Consider the following 17244-nt stretch of genomic DNA (forward strand, 5'->3'; position numbering starts at 1 on the left):
ACCTGGACCAATGGTGTAGACCAGTGCGGGAAGCTTGGCCCAGACCACCAGGCCTGTCAAGGGTGGCCGAATAGGCTCCGACCAGCCGTTATGGGACCTACATATGCAGGAACCTTTAAGTAAGAAACCCTCGAAAACCCGGGGCGCGGACGAGACAATTCCGGTAGACCACTCGCTCGGTGGACTAGACCAACAGCGCCCGCGACGGTATACAGAGGGGATCACGCAGCGTGCAGGGCGAATCCCGTACGCTGCCGTGCCACGAGGCGAGCCGCGTCAATAAGCCGGGAAGGCGGAGCATGAGCACCGACGTCAGCAGTGCGGAGAACGAGAGCGGGACAGCCGTCCGTACCGCGCGCGTGCCCAAGTACTACCGCCTGAAGAAGCACCTGCTCGAAATGACCGAGACCCAGGCACCGGGCACCCCGGTCCCGCCCGAGCGCACCCTGGCCGCCGAGTTCGACACCTCCCGCACCACCGTCCGCCAGGCCCTGCAGGAACTCGTCGTCGAGGGCCGGCTGGAGCGCATCCAGGGCAAGGGCACCTTCGTCGCCAAGCCCAAGGTCTCCCAGGCCCTCCAGCTCACCTCCTACACGGAGGACATGCGGGCCCAGGGCCTGGAGCCGACCTCGCAGCTGCTGGACATCGGCTACATCACCGCCGACGACCGGCTCGCCGGCCTCCTCGACATAACGGCAGGCGGGCGCGTGCTGCGCATCGAGCGGCTGCGCATGGCCAACGGCGAGCCGATGGCGATCGAGACCACGCACCTGAGCGCGAAGCGCTTCCCGGCCCTGCGCCGCTCCCTCGTCAAGTACACGTCCCTGTACACCGCCCTCGCAGAGGTGTACGACGTCCATCTCGCCGAGGCCGAGGAGACCATCGAGACCTCGCTGGCGACCCCCCGCGAGGCCGGCCTGCTCGGCACCGACGTGGGCCTGCCGATGCTGATGCTCTCCCGGCACTCCCTGGACCGCGACGGCCAGCCGGTGGAATGGGTGCGCTCGGTGTACCGCGGCGACCGCTACAAGTTCGTCGCCCGGCTCAAGCGGCCCCAGGACTGAGGCCGTGGGCCCCGGGCCCTCCTGACGGAACGTCACCCATCTCCACCGAATCGACATACCGATACGCGGATGAGGTCTTCCGCTGACCTTTCGCGTTCGCCATGATTGCCTGCGCATTACACAGGTGAACAACGGTGATCGCCTGACGGTCTGTGAGGGGACGGAGCCGCGAGATGTCAGATGCGTCCGATGTGACCAAAGCGGCGGTGGTGACGCCAGTGCGCGTCGCCATCGCCCTCTGCCTGATAGCGCCCTTCGTGGCGATGCTCTGGGTGGGCTCGTACGCCAAGACGGACCCGGTGTTCATCGGGATCCCGTTCTTCTACTGGTACCAGATGCTGTGGGTGCTGCTCTCCACCGCGCTCACCATGACCGCGTACCAGCTGTGGGAGCGCGACCGGCGTGCCCGCAAGGCCGCCACGAGCGCGGACGGGGGTGCGTCGGAGTGAAGGACGGCGTGAACGGCGTCGCGCTCGGCGTCTTCGTCTTCTTCTTCCTGGCCGTCACGGTCATGGGCTTCCTGGCCGCGCGCTGGCGCAAGGCCGAGAACGAGCACTCGCTCGACGAATGGGGGCTCGGCGGCCGGTCGTTCGGCACCTGGGTCACCTGGTTCCTGCTCGGCGGCGACCTGTACACGGCCTACACCTTCGTCGCCGTCCCGGCGGCGATCTACGCGGCGGGCGCGGCCGGCTTCTTCGCGGTGCCGTACACGATCCTGGTCTACCCGCTGATCTTCACGTTCCTGCCGCGCCTGTGGTCGGTCTCGCACAAGCACGGCTACGTGACGACCTCGGACTTCGTGCGCGGCCGCTTCGGCTCCAAGGGCCTCTCGCTGGCCGTCGCCGTGACCGGCATCCTGGCAACGATGCCGTACATCGCGCTGCAGCTCGTGGGCATCCAGGCGGTGCTGGACGTGATGGGCATCGGCGGCAGCGACGGCACCAACTGGTTCGTCAAGGACCTCCCGCTCCTCATCGCCTTCGCCGTGCTGGCGGCCTACACCTACTCCTCGGGCCTGCGCGCCCCCGCCCTGATCGCGTTCGTGAAGGACGCGCTGATCTACATCGTCATCGCGGTGGCGATCATCTACATCCCGATCAAGCTGGGCGGCTTCGACGACATCTTCGCCAAGGCGGGCGACAAGTTCACGGCGGCGGGAGCGGGCGGCCTCGTCCCGGCCCCGGCCGGCCAGTGGACGTACGCCACGCTGGCGCTGGGCTCCGCGCTGGCCCTGTTCATGTACCCGCACTCGATCACCGCGACGCTCTCCTCGAAGAGCCGTGACGTGATCCGCCGCAACACCACGATCCTGCCGCTGTACTCCCTGATGCTGGGCCTGCTCGCCCTGCTGGGCTTCATGGCCATCGCGGCCGGCGTCAAGGTCACCAACGGCCAGCTGGCCATCCCCCAGCTGTTCGAGAACATGTTCCCGGACTGGTTCGCGGGCGTGGCCTTCGCCGCGATCGGCATCGGCGCCCTGGTCCCCGCGGCCATCATGTCCATCGCGGCCGCGAACCTCTTCACCCGCAACATCTACCGGGACTTCATCAAGCCCGACGCCACGCCGAAGCAGGAGGCCCAGGTCTCCAAGCTGGTCTCCCTGCTGGTGAAGGTCGGCGCGCTGGTCTTCGTGCTCACCATGGACAAGACGGTCGCCATCAACTTCCAGCTCCTCGGCGGCATCTGGATCCTGCAGACCTTCCCGTCCCTGGTCGGCGGCCTGTTCACCCGCTGGTTCCACCGCTGGGCCCTGCTGGCGGGCTGGGCGGTCGGCATGGTCTACGGCACCGTCGCCGCGTACGGCGTGGCCTCCCCGACCCAGGCGCACTTCGGCGGCTCCTCCAAGGAGATCCCCGGCCTCGGCGAGATCGGCTACATCGGCCTGACGGCCTTCGTGATGAACGTGGTCGTCACGGTGGTCCTGACCTTCGCCCTGAAGGCCCTCAAGGCCCCCGAGGGCATCGACGAGACCAACCCCCAGGACTACACGGCGGACGCGGGCGACCCGGACGTGGAGGTGGAACTGCCGCCGGCTGTAGCGCCCCTCTAGGGGCGCAGTTCCTACCCCCGGCCGGAGGCCGGGGGTAGGAACTGCGCGAGCAACCACACACAACCCGCAGCGGGCCGCCGAGAAATTCCACCCTCGGCGGCCCGCTGTCGTACACACTCACCCGCATGACGATCGTGATCCGCGAAGCGCGTCCCACCGAGTACGACGCTCTCGGCGACATCACCGCCCAGGCCTACCTCCAGGACGGCCTCCTCGACTTCGGCGAGAGCGACTCGTATCTCACCGAACTCAAGAACGTCGCAAAACGGGCAGCCGCGGCCACCGTCCTCGTCGCCGTGGACGGCGACACCCTCCTCGGCGGTGTCACCTTCGCCTCCGGCCCCGGCCCGATGGCCGACCTCGCCGCCCCCTCGGAGGCCGAGATCAGGATGCTCGCCGTCGCCCGGGCCGCCCGCGGCCGCGGCGCCGGCGAGGCCCTCGTACAGGCCTGCGTCGACCGCGCACGGGCGTCGACGGGCTGCACGGCCGTCGTGCTGTCCACCCAGCGGACCATGCGCACCGCCCACCGGATCTACGAACGCCTGGGCTTCGTCCGTACACCCGAGCGGGACTGGAATCCCCTGCCCGAGCTGACGGACATCACTCTCCTCGCCTACGCGCTGACGCTCCGGCACCTCCACGACACAACATCTGGGGGTGACGTGACAGCCCGGCACTAGATGTATGCTCATGCTCGCTGTCGCCGCAGGGGAATCCGGTGCGAATCCGGAACTGTCCCGCAACGGTGTACTTGTGCGCGTTCGTGCACAGGAGTCAGTCCGAGGACCTGTCGACAGCACGCCCGGCCACCCGGTTCGGGCGTTCTGACGTCCGGGCCTCGTGGAGTGGGCCGGGGTCTCGACGCGTGCCCGTGCGCGCTCGTGCTGCCCGCTGCCCTCCGCCAGGCCCCGTGCCCAGCGAGGGAGAGCCCCACGTGACCATCGCGCCAGCCGACCCGGCTTCAGCGACCATCTCCGTGGCATCCGTGGAAGAGGACGGTCCCGGTACCGCGTTGCTGCGGACCCTGACCGAGCTGACCGCCGACCTCCCCGACGCCGACCCCGGCCGGGTCGCCGCCGCCGCGTTGCGCGGCCGGTCCGCGCGGGCCGACGCGACGGAGTTGCGCGAGCTGGCCACGGAGGCCGCCGCCGGCCTGATCTCGGAGGACCCCGCCTACTCGCGGCTGGCCGCACGTCTGCTCACCGTATCCATCCGCGCCGAGGCCGCCTCGCAGGGCGTGACGTCCTTCACCGAGTCCGTGGCGGTGGGGCACCGCGAGGGCCTGATCGCCGACCGGACCGCCGAGTTCGCCCGGCTGCACGCGGCCCGCCTCGACGCGCTCGTCGACCCGGCCGCCGACGACCGCTTCGGCTACTTCGGCCTGCGTACGCTGCACAGCCGCTACCTGCTCCGGCACCCGATCACCCGCCACGTGATCGAGACGCCCCAGCACTTCATGCTCCGGGTCGCCGCCGGTCTCGCCGAGGACGACACCGTCAGGTCGGCGGACGAAGTCGCCGCGCTCTACCGGCTCATGAGCCGCCTCGACTACCTCCCGTCCTCCCCCACCCTCTTCAACTCCGGCACCCGGCACCCCCAGATGTCGTCCTGCTACCTCCTCGACTCCCCGAAGGACGAGCTGGACTCGATCTACGACCGCTACCACCAGGTCGCCCGGCTCTCCAAGCACGCCGGCGGCATCGGCCTGTCGTACAGCCGCATCCGTTCCCGCGGGTCGCTCATCCGCGGCACCAACGGGCACTCCAACGGCATCGTGCCGTTCCTGAAGACGCTGGACGCCTCCGTCGCCGCCGTGAACCAGGGCGGCCGGCGCAAGGGCGCGGCCGCGGTCTACCTGGAGACCTGGCACTCCGACATCGAGGAGTTCCTGGAGCTGCGCGACAACACCGGTGAGGACGCCCGCCGCACCCACAACCTCAACCTGGCGCACTGGATCCCGGACGAGTTCATGCGCCGGGTGAACGCCGACGAGCCGTGGTCGCTGTTCTCCCCCGCCGATGTGCCGGAGCTGGTGGATCTGTGGGGCGCGGAGTTCGACGCCGCCTACCGCAAGGCCGAGGCGGCGGGGCTGGCGCGCCGGACCATCCCGGCCCGCGACCTGTACGGCCGGATGATGCGGACCCTCGCGCAGACCGGCAACGGCTGGATGACCTTCAAGGACGCGGCCAACCGCACCGCCAACCAGACGGCCCTGCCCGGACACGTCGTCCACTCCTCGAACCTCTGCACGGAGATCCTGGAGGTCACGGACGACGGCGAGACGGCGGTCTGCAACCTGGGGTCCGTGAGCCTCGGTGCGTTCGTCGACACGGCGGCCGGCGACATCGACTGGGAGCGGCTGGACGCCACCGTCCGCACCGCCGTCACCTTCCTCGACCGGGTCGTCGACATCAACTTCTACCCGACCGAGCAGGCGGGCCGGTCCAACTCCCGGTGGCGGCCGGTGGGGCTGGGCGCGATGGGGCTGCAGGACGTCTTCTTCAAGCTGCGGCTGCCCTTCGACTCCGCCGAGGCGAAGGCGCTGTCCACCCGGATCGCCGAGCGGATCATGCTCGCCGCCTACGAGGCCTCCGCCGACCTCGCCGAGCGCAGCGGCCCGCTGCCGGCCTGGGAGAAGACCCGGACCGCGCAGGGCGTGCTGCACCCCGACCACTACGGCGTCGAGTTCACCTGGCCGGAGCGCTGGGCGGCGCTGCGCGCGCGGATCGCGAGCACGGGCCTGCGCAACAGCCTGCTGCTCGCCATCGCGCCCACCGCCACCATCGCCTCGATCGCGGGCGTCTACGAGTGCATCGAGCCGCAGGTCTCGAACCTGTTCAAGCGCGAGACGCTGTCCGGTGAGTTCCTCCAGGTCAACTCCTACCTGGTGCAGGACCTCAAGGACCTCGGCGTCTGGGACGCCCGCACCCGCGAGGCGCTGCGCGAGGCCAACGGCTCGGTGCAGGAATTCGTCTGGATCCCCGAGGAGGTGCGCGACCTCTACCGCACCGCCTGGGAGATCCCGCAGCGCGGCCTGATCGACATGGCCGCCGCCCGCACCCCGTACCTGGACCAGGCCCAGTCCCTGAACCTCTTCCTGGAGACGCCGACCATCGGCAAGCTCTCCTCGATGTACGCGTACGCCTGGAAGTCGGGCCTGAAGACGACGTACTACCTGCGCTCGCGCCCGGCGACCCGGATCGCCCGCGCCGCCCAGGCCCGGACCACAGCCACCATCCCCGTCCAGCAGGCGGCCCCCGAAGACGCCGTCGCCTGCTCCCTGGAAAACCCCGAGTCCTGCGAGGCCTGCCAGTGATGTCCAGCAAGAACCTTCTCGACCCCGGCTTCGAGCTCACCCTCCGCCCGATGCGCTACCCGGACTTCTACGAGCGCTACCGGGACGCCATCAAGAACACCTGGACCGTGGAGGAGGTCGACCTCCACTCGGACGTCGCCGACCTCGCGAAGCTGTCCCCGATGGAGCAGCACCTGATCGGCCGGCTGGTCGCGTTCTTCGCGACCGGCGACTCGATCGTGGCGAACAACCTGGTGCTGACGCTGTACAAGCACATCAACTCCCCGGAGGCGCGCCTCTACCTGAGCCGGCAGCTGTTCGAGGAGGCCGTGCACGTCCAGTTCTACCTGACGCTGCTGGACACCTACCTCCCCGACCCGGAGGACCGCGCGGCCGCCTTCGCGGCGGTCGAGAACATCCCCTCCATCCGCGAGAAGGCCGAGTTCTGCTTCAAGTGGATGGACTCGGTGGAGAACCTGGACCGGCTGGAGTCCAAGGCCGACCGCCGCCGCTTCCTGCTCAACCTCGTCTGCTTCGCCGCGTGCATCGAGGGCCTGTTCTTCTACGGCGCCTTCGCGTACGTCTACTGGTTCCGCAGCCGGGGTCTGCTGCACGGTCTCGCCACCGGCACCAACTGGGTGTTCCGTGACGAGACGATGCACATGAGCTTCGCGTTCGACGTGGTCGACACCGTCCGCAAGGAGGAGCCGGAGCTCTTCGACGACGAGCTGCGGCAGCAGGTCACCGACATGCTGCGGGAGGCCGTCGAGGCCGAGCTGCAGTTCGCCCGGGACCTGTGCGGTGACGGCCTGCCGGGCATGAACACCGACTCGATGCGCCAGTACCTGGAGTGCGTCGCCGACCAGCGGCTCGGCCGCCTGGGCTTCGCCCCGGTGTACGGCTCGGAGAACCCGTTCTCCTTCATGGAGCTGCAGGGCGTTCAGGAGCTGACGAACTTCTTCGAGCGGCGCCCGTCCGCGTACCAGGTGGCGGTGGAGGGCACCGTCGACCTGGACGAGGACTTCTGAGCCTGCCGCTCCCCGCGGTCCTCGTGGGCCTCCCTGATCTGCCGGTCGATGCGCCTGTCGCGCAGGACGCCGAGCACGGACGGGAGGGCCATGAGGACCAGGATGCCGAGGACCAGGACCATTCCGACGAGACCTTCGAGCTGGTTTCCGTTCATGGACACTACTGTCTCGCCGCAGACTCCTTACCGTGAGTGGCAGCACTGCCACACACCCTCGAATTACTGCCAGCGGCGAGGCACACTGGCAGCATGCTGAAGAACGTGGCCGCGGTGCTCCTCGACGGTGTGCACCCCTTCGAGCTCGGAGTCGTCTGCGAGGTCTTCGGCCTCGACCGCTCCGACGAGGGGCTGCCGGTGTACGACTTCGCGGTGGTCTCGGCGGAGGGGCCGGCGCTCGCCACCCATGTGCCCGGCCTCACGGTCTCCACCCCGTACGGCCTGGACCGCCTCGACGAGGCCGATCTGATCGCGGTGCCGGCCTCGGACGCCAACGTCGCCCGGGAGTATCCCCCCGAGTTGCTCGCCGCCCTTCGCCGGGCGGTGGACCGGGGGGCCAGGGTGCTCAGCGTCTGCTCCGGCGTCTTCGTGCTCGGCGCGGCCGGACTGCTGGACGGGCGCCGCTGTGCCGTGCACTGGCGGCACGCGGACCTGCTGGCCCGCCGGTACCCGCGCACCCGGGTCGAGCCGGACGTGCTCTACGTCGACGAGGACCCGGTGTTCACCTCGGCGGGCACCGCGGCCGGCATCGACGCCTGTCTGCACATCGTGCGCAAGGAGCAGGGCCCGGAGGTCGCCACGAAGATCGCCCGGCGGATGGTGGTGCCCCCGCACCGGGACGGCGGCCAGGCCCAGTACATCGAGCGGCCGCTGCCGGAAGGCCCCTGCGACACGGTCGGCGGGGTGCTGGCCTGGATGACGGAGCACCTCGACCAGGAGGTCACCGTCGAGCAGCTGGCCGCCCGCGCCCTGATGGCCCCGCGCACCTTCGCCCGCCGCTTCCAGCAGGAGACCGGCACCACGCCGTACCGCTGGATCCTGCGGCAACGGGTGCTGCTGGCACAGGAGTTGCTGGAGGGGACCGACGAGACGATGGACGCCATCGCGGGCCGCACCGGCTTCGGCACGGCGGCCGCGCTGCGGCACCAGTTCGTCAGGTCGCTGGGTACGACGCCGAACGCCTACCGGCGCGCGTTCCGGGGCCCGGAGGCCGCCTGAGCGCGCGCCGGTATCAGGCGTGGCCCGCCGGTCGGCAGGTCACCAGGGCACGGGTGTGAGCAGCAGCCGGTGCGGGCGCAGGGTGATGCCCACCCGGGTGGTGTCGTTCGACCCGGCGGCCTGTTCGAAGCGGTACCTGGCGCACAGCGCCGCCGTGATCAGGCTGAGCTGGGTCATGGAGAAGTGGTCGCTGGGGCACTTGCGGTTGCCGACGCTGAAGGGGCTCATGGCGTACTTGGGCACGTCCCCGGCCCGCTCCGGCAGCCAGCGGTCCGGGTCGAAGTCGAGGTGCCCGGGGTACGAGTGCGGGTCGCGCTGGACGGCGTACGGGCTGTAGACGATGTCGGCCCCGGCCGGAATGCGATAGCCGCCGAGCTCGGTGTCGGCCTTGGCCCGCCGCGTCAATATCCATACGGCCGGCCGCAAACGCATCGCCTCGACGACGACATTGTTGGTGTGCGTGAGACGGCGCACGTGCTCAAAACCGACCGGCTGACCGCCCGTCACGGATTCGACCTCGGTCCGCACCTTCTCGGCGTGTTCCGGGTGTTCGGCGAGGACCTGGAGCAGCCACATGATCGTGGAGGCGACCGTTTCGCTGCCGGGGGTGAGTATCGCGACCACCTGGTCGTGGATCTCCTGTTCCCCGATGGGCTCGCCATTCTCGTCCTTCGCCGCCAGCAATGCCGTCAGCAAATCGTCCGGCTTTTGACCAGATGCCCGGCGCTCGGCGACGATCTCGTCGACCAGGAGATGCAAATCGGCCAGCGCCCGGTTGAATTCGCGGTTGGCCGGCAGCGGCAGCCGGTACAGCGGGCCGAGTGGTACGACCATCCGCCGGTACATACCGCGGAAGACGCTCGCGAGGTCGACGCTGAGCCGCTCGGCCCGCTCGTCCATGTACTCGCCGCGCAGCAGGCAGCGGGCGGCGATGCGGACGGCGACCCGGAAGGACTCCGAGGTGCAGTCGACGGTCGAGCCGGGCTGCCAGCGCTCGGTCAGCGCATGCGCCTCCTCCTCCATGACCGGCCCGTAGGCGGGGATCGCGGAGAGGCTGAACGCGGGCTGGATGGTGCGGCGCTGGCGCCGGTGGCGGGGGCCGTTGGCGGTGGCGACGCCCTCCTTGCCGAGCAGTCCCTCCAGGGACTCCCACAGCGGCCCCGCGATGACGAAGTCGGGGTTCAGGGCGAGGGCGCCGGTGAGCGCCGGGGTGGTGACGGCGTACACCTCCTTGGGGCCGAGCCTGAGGCGGACCACGTCGCCGTGGGCGCGCAGCCGCGCCATGAAGGCCAGCGGGTCGCGGACCAGCCGCCAGCCGTGCCCGAGCACCGGCACACCGCCGCCGGCCAGGGGCGGTTCGCGCAGTTCAGCGTGTTCGGAAGCCTCCGCGGTCGCGGGCTTCACGGACTCGACGGTCATTTCTCACCTGCCGCTTCGTTGTTGACGTACGGGGGCGTGGACCGGTCGTCCCAGCTGTCGACCATGTAACGGCCGGATTCGTGGTGGAACCAGTAGACGGAACTGAACCAGTTCCGCATATTGCCGACGCAGGCCGTGACGGCCGCGCCGATTTCCTTTCCGCGTACGGTGCCGTCGTCGAGCCGGTCGGCGAACCGCAGTGCGTCCCGTTCGGCGACCAGGAATTCGCTGATGCATTCCTCGACGCGCCGCCTGACTTCTTCGACCGCCTGCTCCAGGCTCATTCCCTCGTGGGTGACGAGACTGATTCCGAGATTGTGCACCTCGTCGCCCGCTATTTCCTTCGGCAGCGAGCAGAGGTCGTTGTACCAGGCGGCGAATTCCTGGCTGAGCAGCGCCGGCCGGCGGTACGCCGGGTTTTTCCGTACGGCGTCCGGGAGTTCGGTCCCGGCGCTCGGCTCCAGCAGGTCCGTCCATATCCAGTGGGCGAAGGTGAGGCGCCGCAGGGCCAGGTATTCCTCGACCCCGGGAACCTGTCCCGAGGTGCGGTTGCGGAACTCGCGGTCGTACGCCTCGATCACCTCGTGGAAGTGCCGGGCGAACCGGTGGTTCCAGGTCCCCGGCAGGAACGTGTACAGCCGCGCGATGCTGTCCGCGAACCCCGCGACCAGGGTGTCCGGATGGTGCAGATGGTGCAGGGGCGCGTCGAGGGCCGCGTGCAGCCGGAACCGCAGCCGTCGCCAGTCGGCCGACCTGCGGTGCACGACGTCGCGGTCGTGCCGGTCGTCCCAGACGAAGAACCAGGCGCTGTAGTCGCATATCGCCTGGATGACCTCGTCGGACGCGCCCAGGTAGTACCCCGCCATGAGGTCGGTGTAGCAAAGACCGTCGGCATATTCCTGCACCTTGTCCGCCGGCATCAGCCGCTTTTCCAGCAGCCAGAGGCGGGTCTTCTCCTGTAGCTGTGGCCAATACGGATGCAGTTGCCGGGGAAACTCGGCCTCGATCACCGGGAGGGCGAGTTGCGGTGGAACCGCGACCGCCGTCGGCGTCGATGTGGTGCTGCGTGGGAAAGCGTGCACGAACAAACCCCTCTCAGCCGAGCCAGGTGCGCACGCCCCTCCCGCTGTGCCGGGCGTGCGCCGTTGCGTATCCCCGCAGTTCCCATTCAGCACCACAACTGACCGGTCTGGGAACGGATTTGCTTCACTCACTACCCCACAGTGCCGAGAATCTCCCCTTGTGTGACTGATTAAGGTTCGCTAGGGGTGCACAAAGGATCGAATGTACGACGCACAGGCGAGCGAGTCTGACCGAACATGACGAACGCCTGGTCGGAGCAGGCCGACCAGGCGTCACAACTGTCCTGCAGCGTTCCCTGGGTATCAGTCGTTGGCGACCACGGGGTAGCGAGGCTCGTTCTCGGCCATCTGCCGCAGCGCGTCCTTGCGCTCGCGCTTGGAGAGCCGGTCGATGTAGAGGTAGCCGTACAGGTGGTCCGTCTCGTGCTGCAAACACCGAGCGAAGTAGCCGGTGCCGCGCACCTTGACCGGGTTGCCCTTCTCGTCCTGCCCGGTGACCTCGGCGTAGTCGGGCCGGGCGAGCGGGGCGTAGGCGGTCGGCACCGACAGGCAGCCCTCGTTGCTGTCGTCCAGCCGCCGCTTGTCGGCAGGCAGGTCGACCAGCTTCGGGTTGCACACCACACCGACGTGCCGGGCGCCCTCGTCGTCCTGGCAGTCGTAGACGAAGACCTTCAGGTCGACGCCGATCTGGTTGGCGGCGAGGCCGACGCCCTCGGCGGTCCGCTGGCTCGCGAACATGTCGGCGACGAGCTGGTCCAGCTCCGCCCCGAACTCGGTGACGTCCTTGCACTCCTTGTGCAGCACCGGGTTCCCTACGACGGTGATGGGCCGCGAGGTCCCCCGCTCACGCCAGGCGTTCTCGCGCTCCTCGGTCCCCTCGGTGTCGACGACGAACCCCTCGTCGTCCACGGGGAGCACGCCCGCGTGCTGCTGATCGGTGTCCTGCTGGGCCATGACCGACGTAAGCCTTCCTAGGTAAAACAAGGGTGATGTTGCTGATACAGGGTACGGGGACCGACCTGTCTTTCAGGGGCGCGGGGAACTGCGCGAGCAACCACGACGCACCCGCAGTGATCCACCGGCCTCAGCAGACCTCTTCCAGATCCCGCCAATCCCGGGAGTCAGGGCTGTCCGCGACCCACCCGTCCAGCAGCCCCCTCACCAGCGAGGCCGGCGCGGCGATCCCGCACTCCCGCTCCGGCACCCACAGCTGCCCGTCCGTCCGGTGCCCGAGCGGCCCCGGATGCCCCGGCTCACTGTGGTCGTGGGGATCCAGGTGCACCCCGTCGCCCTCGTCCGACGGCATCCGCGACTCGGAACACATCCGGCACAGCAACCGCACGGAGGAGGACCAGTCCTCCGCCGCGAACCCGGCGTCCCCCGCCAGCTGCTCCAGCGCGTCCCGGTCCGCCTCGGTCGCCGCCTCCAGCAGCACCACCCAGGTCGGCACCGGCGACGGCGCCCACAGCTCGATCTCGTCGAAGACGGGGTACGCGTGCCCGGTCGCCGTGGTCCGCTCGCCGTGCGGCACCCCGTCGTGGAGGACGACCTCGCCCCAGCGCCGCCCGGACGAGGGAAGCGGAATGGACTGCACCTCGATCCGGGCGGGGTCAAGGCGCCGCCCCCACACCACCTCGGCCTCCCCCTCCGGGGACAGCCGTACGGCGGCGCTGCCCAGGTCCATGCCGTCCGGCTCACCGGACGCGGTGGCGCCTCCCGGCACCCGCAGCCCGTACGCCTGCCAGGCCCGCCGGGCCAGCGGCCAGTCCTGCAGCGCGGTCGCGGCGATGCCCACGTTCCACCAGTCGGGCGCCCCGGTCTCCCGGTCGAGCAGGGCCACCGCCCGCAGCCCGGCCGCGCGGGCCTGCTCCCAGTCGTGCCGGAACTTGTGCAGCAGGGCGAGGTTGAACCAGGACTCCGACAGCCAGGGTTCCAGGTCGGCGGCGCGCGTCAGCAGCTCGCCCGCGTCCTCGTACCGGCCGTCACCGATCAGCGTGAACGCGCGGTCGGTGGCCTGCCGCCAGGAGGCGGAGGGCCGGTGCCGTCCCTTGCCGAAGATCCTCACGATTCCCGCCTGCCAGTTCCAGTTCCGCACAGTGGGCTGGCTTGTGCCCCCGGACATCACCCTCTCCCTCGCATCCAACCACGTACGACGGGAGGGCCGCTCATTACCCATGGGTTACCCAGCCGCGCGCAAGGTCAGACAGTCTCTGGAGAGCACGCGGGCCAGGGCCTCCACAACCTCCGGAGCGTAGTCCCCGGCGGTCGCCAGCCGTAACTCCTCCAGTGCCGTCAGCGGCCCGCCGGGCCCGGAATCCCGGGCCTTCTCCTCGTACGCGTTGACGGCCCGCACGATCCGCGCGGCGACCGGCTGCTCCCGGTACGGGTCGGCCTGCCGCTCCACGACCACGGCGACCGCCGCGTCCACCCCGGTCTGCCGTACGACGGCTCCGCCGAGCAGCGCTATCCGGCGCTGCTCCGCGGCGGGCAGCGCGGCGGTGGCTCCGGCGGGCACCGGGTCGACGAGGCTGAGCTGGCCGATGTCGTGCATGAGCGCCGCGTACTCCAGCACGGTGAGCTCCGCCCCGGACAGTCCCAGGTCCCGTCCGACGGCCTGGCTCAGGGTGGCGACCCGGCGGGCGTGCCCGGCCGGGGTGTACCCCGCTATCTCGGTGGCGCGGGCGAGGGAGGCGATGGTCTGCCGGTAGGTGGCGCGGACGGCCGCGTACCGGCGCAGGGACAGCTGGGTAAGGAGGAGGGGCAGGCAGAACACGGGCAGCGCCCACAGCCCGACGACGGCGACGGCCAGTGCCATCACCGCCCCGGTGGCGCAGACGGCGGACCCGATGCCGAGCAGCCCGCGCAGCTCGTCCCGCAGCAGCGGTGCGAACGGCCAGCCGGTCCGCGCATGGGCCTGCGCGGCGGCGAGCACGGCGTCGCACAGCGCGGTGAGCACGAGGAGCGCGACGAGCAGCAGCGCGTACGCCGGTCCGTCCCAGTGCTTCAACGCGCCCCTGCTGTAGAGGGGTTGGAAGCAGACGGCGGCGAAGCCGACGGTGAGGACGCGGCGGGTGAGGTGGTCGAGGGTGGGCCGCCGCCCGCCGGCTATGTGCGGGACGTTCCCGAGCAGCGAGGCCGCGCAGACGACGGTGACGACCTGGAGCGCCCCGTCGTGGGTGACGGCCCCGGCGTCGGCGCCGAGCAGGGCGTAGGCGAGCCCGCCGGCGGCCCCCAGCGGGGCGGCCTCCCGCACCTCGGCGCCGGTCCACCGGGCCCACTCCCCGATGCCGACGAGGACGCCGAAGGCGAGGGCGATGCCGCGGTCGTCGAGGCCTTCCCAGAGGGTGCCGGCGAGACAGCCGAGGGCGAGGAGCAGGGCGGCGAGACGGATGCACCCGAGCGCGGCGGGGCGGCGGGAGCGAGCGGCCGCGGCCGGACCGGCGAAACCGGTGCCGGCGCCGCTGCCGGTGGTACTGCCCGCGGGTCCCGGGGCGAACGCCGGGGCCCCGGACGTCACGGGGCACCTCGCCCGACGCTTTGGCGGTCACCGCCGGGCGGACCGACGACGGCCCGGCCGGACGGATCAGCGGGGTCGCCCGGATCCGCGGGGTCGGCGGGGTCGGTCGGGTGGACGTCGGCGGTGACCGCCGGGTGCCAGCCGTGTCTGGCCAGCGCTCGCGCCAGGGCGTCGACGATCCCCGCGTCGAAGTGCCGTCCCGCGCACCGCCGTAACTCCGCCACGGCGGCCGCCACCGGCCGGGCCCGGCTGTAGGAGCGGGTCGACGTCATCGCGTCGAAGGCGTCGGCGACGGCCACCACCCGGGCGGACTCCGGGATCTGGCCGCCCGTCAGTCCGTAGGGGTAGCCGCTGCCGTCGATGCGCTCGTGGTGGTGGAGGATCGCCGCGCGGGCCTCCCCGAGGAAGGAGATCCCGCGCACCATCTCGTGGCCGTACTCGGGGTGCAGTTCGATGATCCGCCGTTCCTCCGGGGTGAGCGGCCCGTTCTTGCGGAGCAGCCGGGTGGGGACGCCGAGCTTCCCCACGTCGTGGAGGATGCCGGCGAAGCGGAGCACCTCCACCCGGTCGTCGTCCATGCCCAGTTCGCGGGCGATCATCACGGAGGCCTGTCCGACCCGCTCGCTGTGGCCGCGGGTGTACCCGTCCTTGATGTCGACGGCCTGGACGAGTGCGCGGATGGTGGCCTGGTGGGCGGCGCGCTCCCGGTGGTACTGGGCGAACACCCACCAGGACACGCACATCGGCAGCAGGACGAGCAGCGCGGCGACGGGACCGTAGGGGCTGCGCCAGAGCACGGCCATCATCAGCCCGGCCAGCCCGTGCACCCCGACCGGGGCGAGGGAGCGGGAGAGCAGACCGCGCCAGGCCCGGCGTACCGGTACCCGCTCCGCGACCGCGAGGATCCCGCCGTCCAGCAGCGCGAGAACCGCGCAGAACGCCAGCACGGCCGCGGCGCAGGGCAGCAGCGCGTACGGGAAGTCGCAGCCCACCACCGAGTCCCGCCCGCCCAGCGCCCAGTGCACCCGTCCCGCGCCCCACACGGCGAGTGCCAGCTCGGCGGCCCGCCAGGTCCGGCGCAGCGCCTGCGGGCGTTGCTCCGCGCGCGAGAGCAGCGCACCCGGCAGCGGTACCAGCGCGGCGGCCGGCGGTGGCAGCAGGAAGGCACCGGCGAGCAGGACCGGGTAGAAGGTGCCGCCGAGACGGCGCCGTACGACGTGCTCGCAGACCGCGTACAGCGCGGCGAGGAGCGCGACGGCCCACCAGGGCGTACGCAGGGCGGGCAGTGGCAGCAGACAGAGCAGGGCGGCGAGGGCGACGCACGTCACGTACGCGCGTACCCGTACCGGGACCGCCTCCATCTCGCCCTCCCCCGACCATGCCTGTCCAGGCTCCGGAGCCTAGGGCGGGAGCCGGAGGGGCCGGGGGCTTATGACCGGAGGATTAGCACGTTCGGGTGACGGGACACCGGGGCGGGAACCGTTCGGCGGCGCCGGCGGACGGCGCCGGCGCGGTCAGCTCTCCGGTGTGACCGGTGCGGGCTGAGCGGCCCGGGCAACCGCGACGTCGTGTTCCGGGACGGCCTGTCCCGAGCGGATCAGGTCCAGCCGCCCGAGCACCTTGGCCCGCAGGTCGGTGGGCACGTCGTCATGCCCGCAGCACCGCTTGACCAGCTTCTTCACGGCCTCTTCCAGCCCGTACTTCTCCAGGCAGGGGGAGCACTCGTCGAAGTGCTGCTTGAACTTGACGCGATCGACGTCCGGCATCTCACTGTCGAGGAACTCGTACAGATGATCGAGTACCTCACTGCAGTCCGTCTCGTGCGGCTCTCCGCAGCTCATGAGCCCGAGCCTTTCGCTTCGTTCGACTCTCCGGCGCCGGCCGGGACGAGCCCGCGCTCACGCGCGTAGTCCTCCAGCATGCCGCGGAGTTGGCGGCGGCCCCGGTGCAGCCGGGACATCACCGTACCGATGGGTGTCCCCATGATGTCCGCGATCTCCTTGTACGCAAAGCCCTCTACGTCGGCGAGGTAGACGGCGATGCGGAATTCCTCGGGGATCGCCTGCAGCGCTTCCTTCACGTCCGAGTCGGGCAGGTGGTCGAGCGCCTGCGACTCCGCGGAGCGCAAGCCCGTCGACATGTGCGACTCGGCGCGGGCGAGCTGCCAGTCCTCGATCTCCTCGGCCGCGGAGCGCTGGGGCTCGCGCTGCTTCTTGCGGTACGAGTTGATGAAGGTGTTCGTGAGAATGCGATACAGCCAGGCCTTGAGGTTGGTGCCCTCACGGAACTGGTGGAAGGACGCGTACGCCTTGGCGTAGGTCTCCTGCACCAGGTCCTCGGCGTCGGCCGGGTTGCGCGTCATGCGCAGCGCGGCCGAATACATCTGGTCGAGGTATTCGAGCGCGTCCCGCTCGAAGCGCGCGGTCCGCTCCGACGTCGACTCCGCGCTGACGCCCTGGCCCTCGGGCAGCTCCGCCTGGCCGTTGTCGGTCCCTGCGTCGGTACCGGTGACCGGACCCACCTCCTCAAGATGCCGGGCAGGACCGAAACCGATCCCACTCGTCTCGGAGGATAG

General features: G+C 70.4%; 16 protein-coding genes and 1 riboswitch. Of the genes, 7 read left to right on the forward strand and 9 right to left on the reverse strand.

What is annotated here, in order from left to right; translation table 11 throughout:
- Nucleotides 1–299: 299 nt before the first annotated feature.
- From ACFZB3_RS32870 to ACFZB3_RS32895, 6 genes are all read left to right on the forward strand, one after another.
- Nucleotides 300–1064 carry a GntR family transcriptional regulator gene (locus ACFZB3_RS32870; protein WP_093499171.1) on the forward strand — a complete coding sequence of 255 codons (765 nt, stop codon included), beginning with the start codon at nt 300–302 and terminating at the stop codon, nt 1062–1064.
- 173 nt (nt 1065–1237) lie between these two features.
- Nucleotides 1238–1513, forward strand: a complete 276-nt coding sequence (locus ACFZB3_RS32875; protein WP_391381826.1) for a DUF3311 domain-containing protein — start codon at nt 1238–1240, stop codon at nt 1511–1513.
- Complete coding sequence (gene mctP, locus ACFZB3_RS32880) at nt 1510–3114, forward strand: monocarboxylate uptake permease MctP (RefSeq protein WP_391381828.1); 1605 nt, start codon at nt 1510–1512, stop codon at nt 3112–3114. The genes ACFZB3_RS32875 and mctP overlap by 4 nt, the downstream gene beginning before the upstream one ends.
- A gap of 125 nt (nt 3115–3239) precedes the next feature.
- A complete protein-coding gene (locus tag ACFZB3_RS32885; RefSeq protein WP_391381830.1) occupies nt 3240–3794 on the forward strand; it encodes a GNAT family N-acetyltransferase in 555 nt (184 codons plus the stop codon).
- A gap of 29 nt (nt 3795–3823) precedes the next feature.
- A riboswitch (cobalamin riboswitch) is annotated at nt 3824–3902 on the forward strand.
- Nucleotides 3903–4048: 146 nt separating this feature from the next.
- Nucleotides 4049–6430: a ribonucleoside-diphosphate reductase subunit alpha gene (locus ACFZB3_RS32890; RefSeq protein WP_391381832.1), complete on the forward strand. Its 2382-nt coding sequence runs from the start codon at nt 4049–4051 to the stop codon at nt 6428–6430.
- Complete coding sequence (locus ACFZB3_RS32895) at nt 6430–7437, forward strand: ribonucleotide-diphosphate reductase subunit beta (RefSeq protein WP_391381835.1); 1008 nt, start codon at nt 6430–6432, stop codon at nt 7435–7437. Before ACFZB3_RS32890 ends, ACFZB3_RS32895 begins: the two co-directional genes overlap by 1 nt.
- On the opposite strand, the gene ACFZB3_RS32900 is transcribed toward ACFZB3_RS32895, so the two are convergent.
- Entirely contained in the window at nt 7350–7592 is a 243-nt protein-coding gene (locus ACFZB3_RS32900) for a hypothetical protein (protein ID WP_391381837.1), read from the reverse strand. The genes ACFZB3_RS32895 and ACFZB3_RS32900 overlap by 88 nt on opposite strands.
- Before the next feature lie 93 nt (nt 7593–7685).
- Between ACFZB3_RS32900 and ACFZB3_RS32905 the strand changes: the two genes are divergently transcribed.
- The gene (locus ACFZB3_RS32905) at nt 7686–8651 is read left to right on the forward strand and encodes a helix-turn-helix domain-containing protein (RefSeq protein ID WP_391381839.1); all 966 of its coding nucleotides are present in this window, start codon (nt 7686–7688) and stop codon (nt 8649–8651) included.
- 39 nt (nt 8652–8690) lie between these two features.
- Here the strand turns inward: ACFZB3_RS32905 and ACFZB3_RS32910 are convergent, their stop codons facing one another.
- From ACFZB3_RS32910 to sigR, 8 genes are all read right to left on the reverse strand, one after another.
- Entirely contained in the window at nt 8691–10070 is a 1380-nt protein-coding gene (locus ACFZB3_RS32910; RefSeq protein WP_391381843.1) for a cytochrome P450, read from the reverse strand.
- Entirely contained in the window at nt 10067–11152 is a 1086-nt protein-coding gene (gene cyc1, locus ACFZB3_RS32915; RefSeq protein ID WP_391381845.1) for an epi-isozizaene synthase, read from the reverse strand. Before cyc1 ends, ACFZB3_RS32910 begins: the two co-directional genes overlap by 4 nt.
- A gap of 303 nt (nt 11153–11455) precedes the next feature.
- Nucleotides 11456–12106: a peptide deformylase gene (gene def, locus ACFZB3_RS32920; RefSeq protein WP_391381847.1), complete on the reverse strand. Its 651-nt coding sequence runs from the start codon at nt 12104–12106 to the stop codon at nt 11456–11458.
- A gap of 130 nt (nt 12107–12236) precedes the next feature.
- Nucleotides 12237–13217: a hypothetical protein gene (locus tag ACFZB3_RS32925; RefSeq protein WP_093508044.1), complete on the reverse strand. Its 981-nt coding sequence runs from the start codon at nt 13215–13217 to the stop codon at nt 12237–12239.
- 114 nt (nt 13218–13331) lie between these two features.
- A complete protein-coding gene (locus ACFZB3_RS32930) occupies nt 13332–14543 on the reverse strand; it encodes an HD domain-containing protein (protein WP_391382166.1) in 1212 nt (403 codons plus the stop codon).
- Nucleotides 14544–14665: 122 nt separating this feature from the next.
- Nucleotides 14666–16030 (reverse strand): HD domain-containing phosphohydrolase, encoded by a 1365-nt coding sequence (locus tag ACFZB3_RS32935; protein WP_391381850.1) that lies wholly within the window; start codon nt 16028–16030, stop codon nt 14666–14668.
- Between the two features lie 153 nt (nt 16031–16183).
- A complete protein-coding gene (rsrA, locus tag ACFZB3_RS32940) occupies nt 16184–16510 on the reverse strand; it encodes a mycothiol system anti-sigma-R factor (RefSeq protein WP_391381852.1) in 327 nt (108 codons plus the stop codon).
- Complete coding sequence (gene sigR / locus ACFZB3_RS32945; protein ID WP_391382168.1) at nt 16507–17190, reverse strand: RNA polymerase sigma factor SigR; 684 nt, start codon at nt 17188–17190, stop codon at nt 16507–16509. The genes rsrA and sigR overlap by 4 nt, the downstream gene beginning before the upstream one ends.
- Nucleotides 17191–17244: the final 54 nt, after the last annotated feature.

The sequence above is a fragment of the Streptomyces sp. NPDC008092 genome, from assembly GCF_042957285.1.
GTDB lineage: Bacteria > Actinomycetota > Actinomycetes > Streptomycetales > Streptomycetaceae > Streptomyces.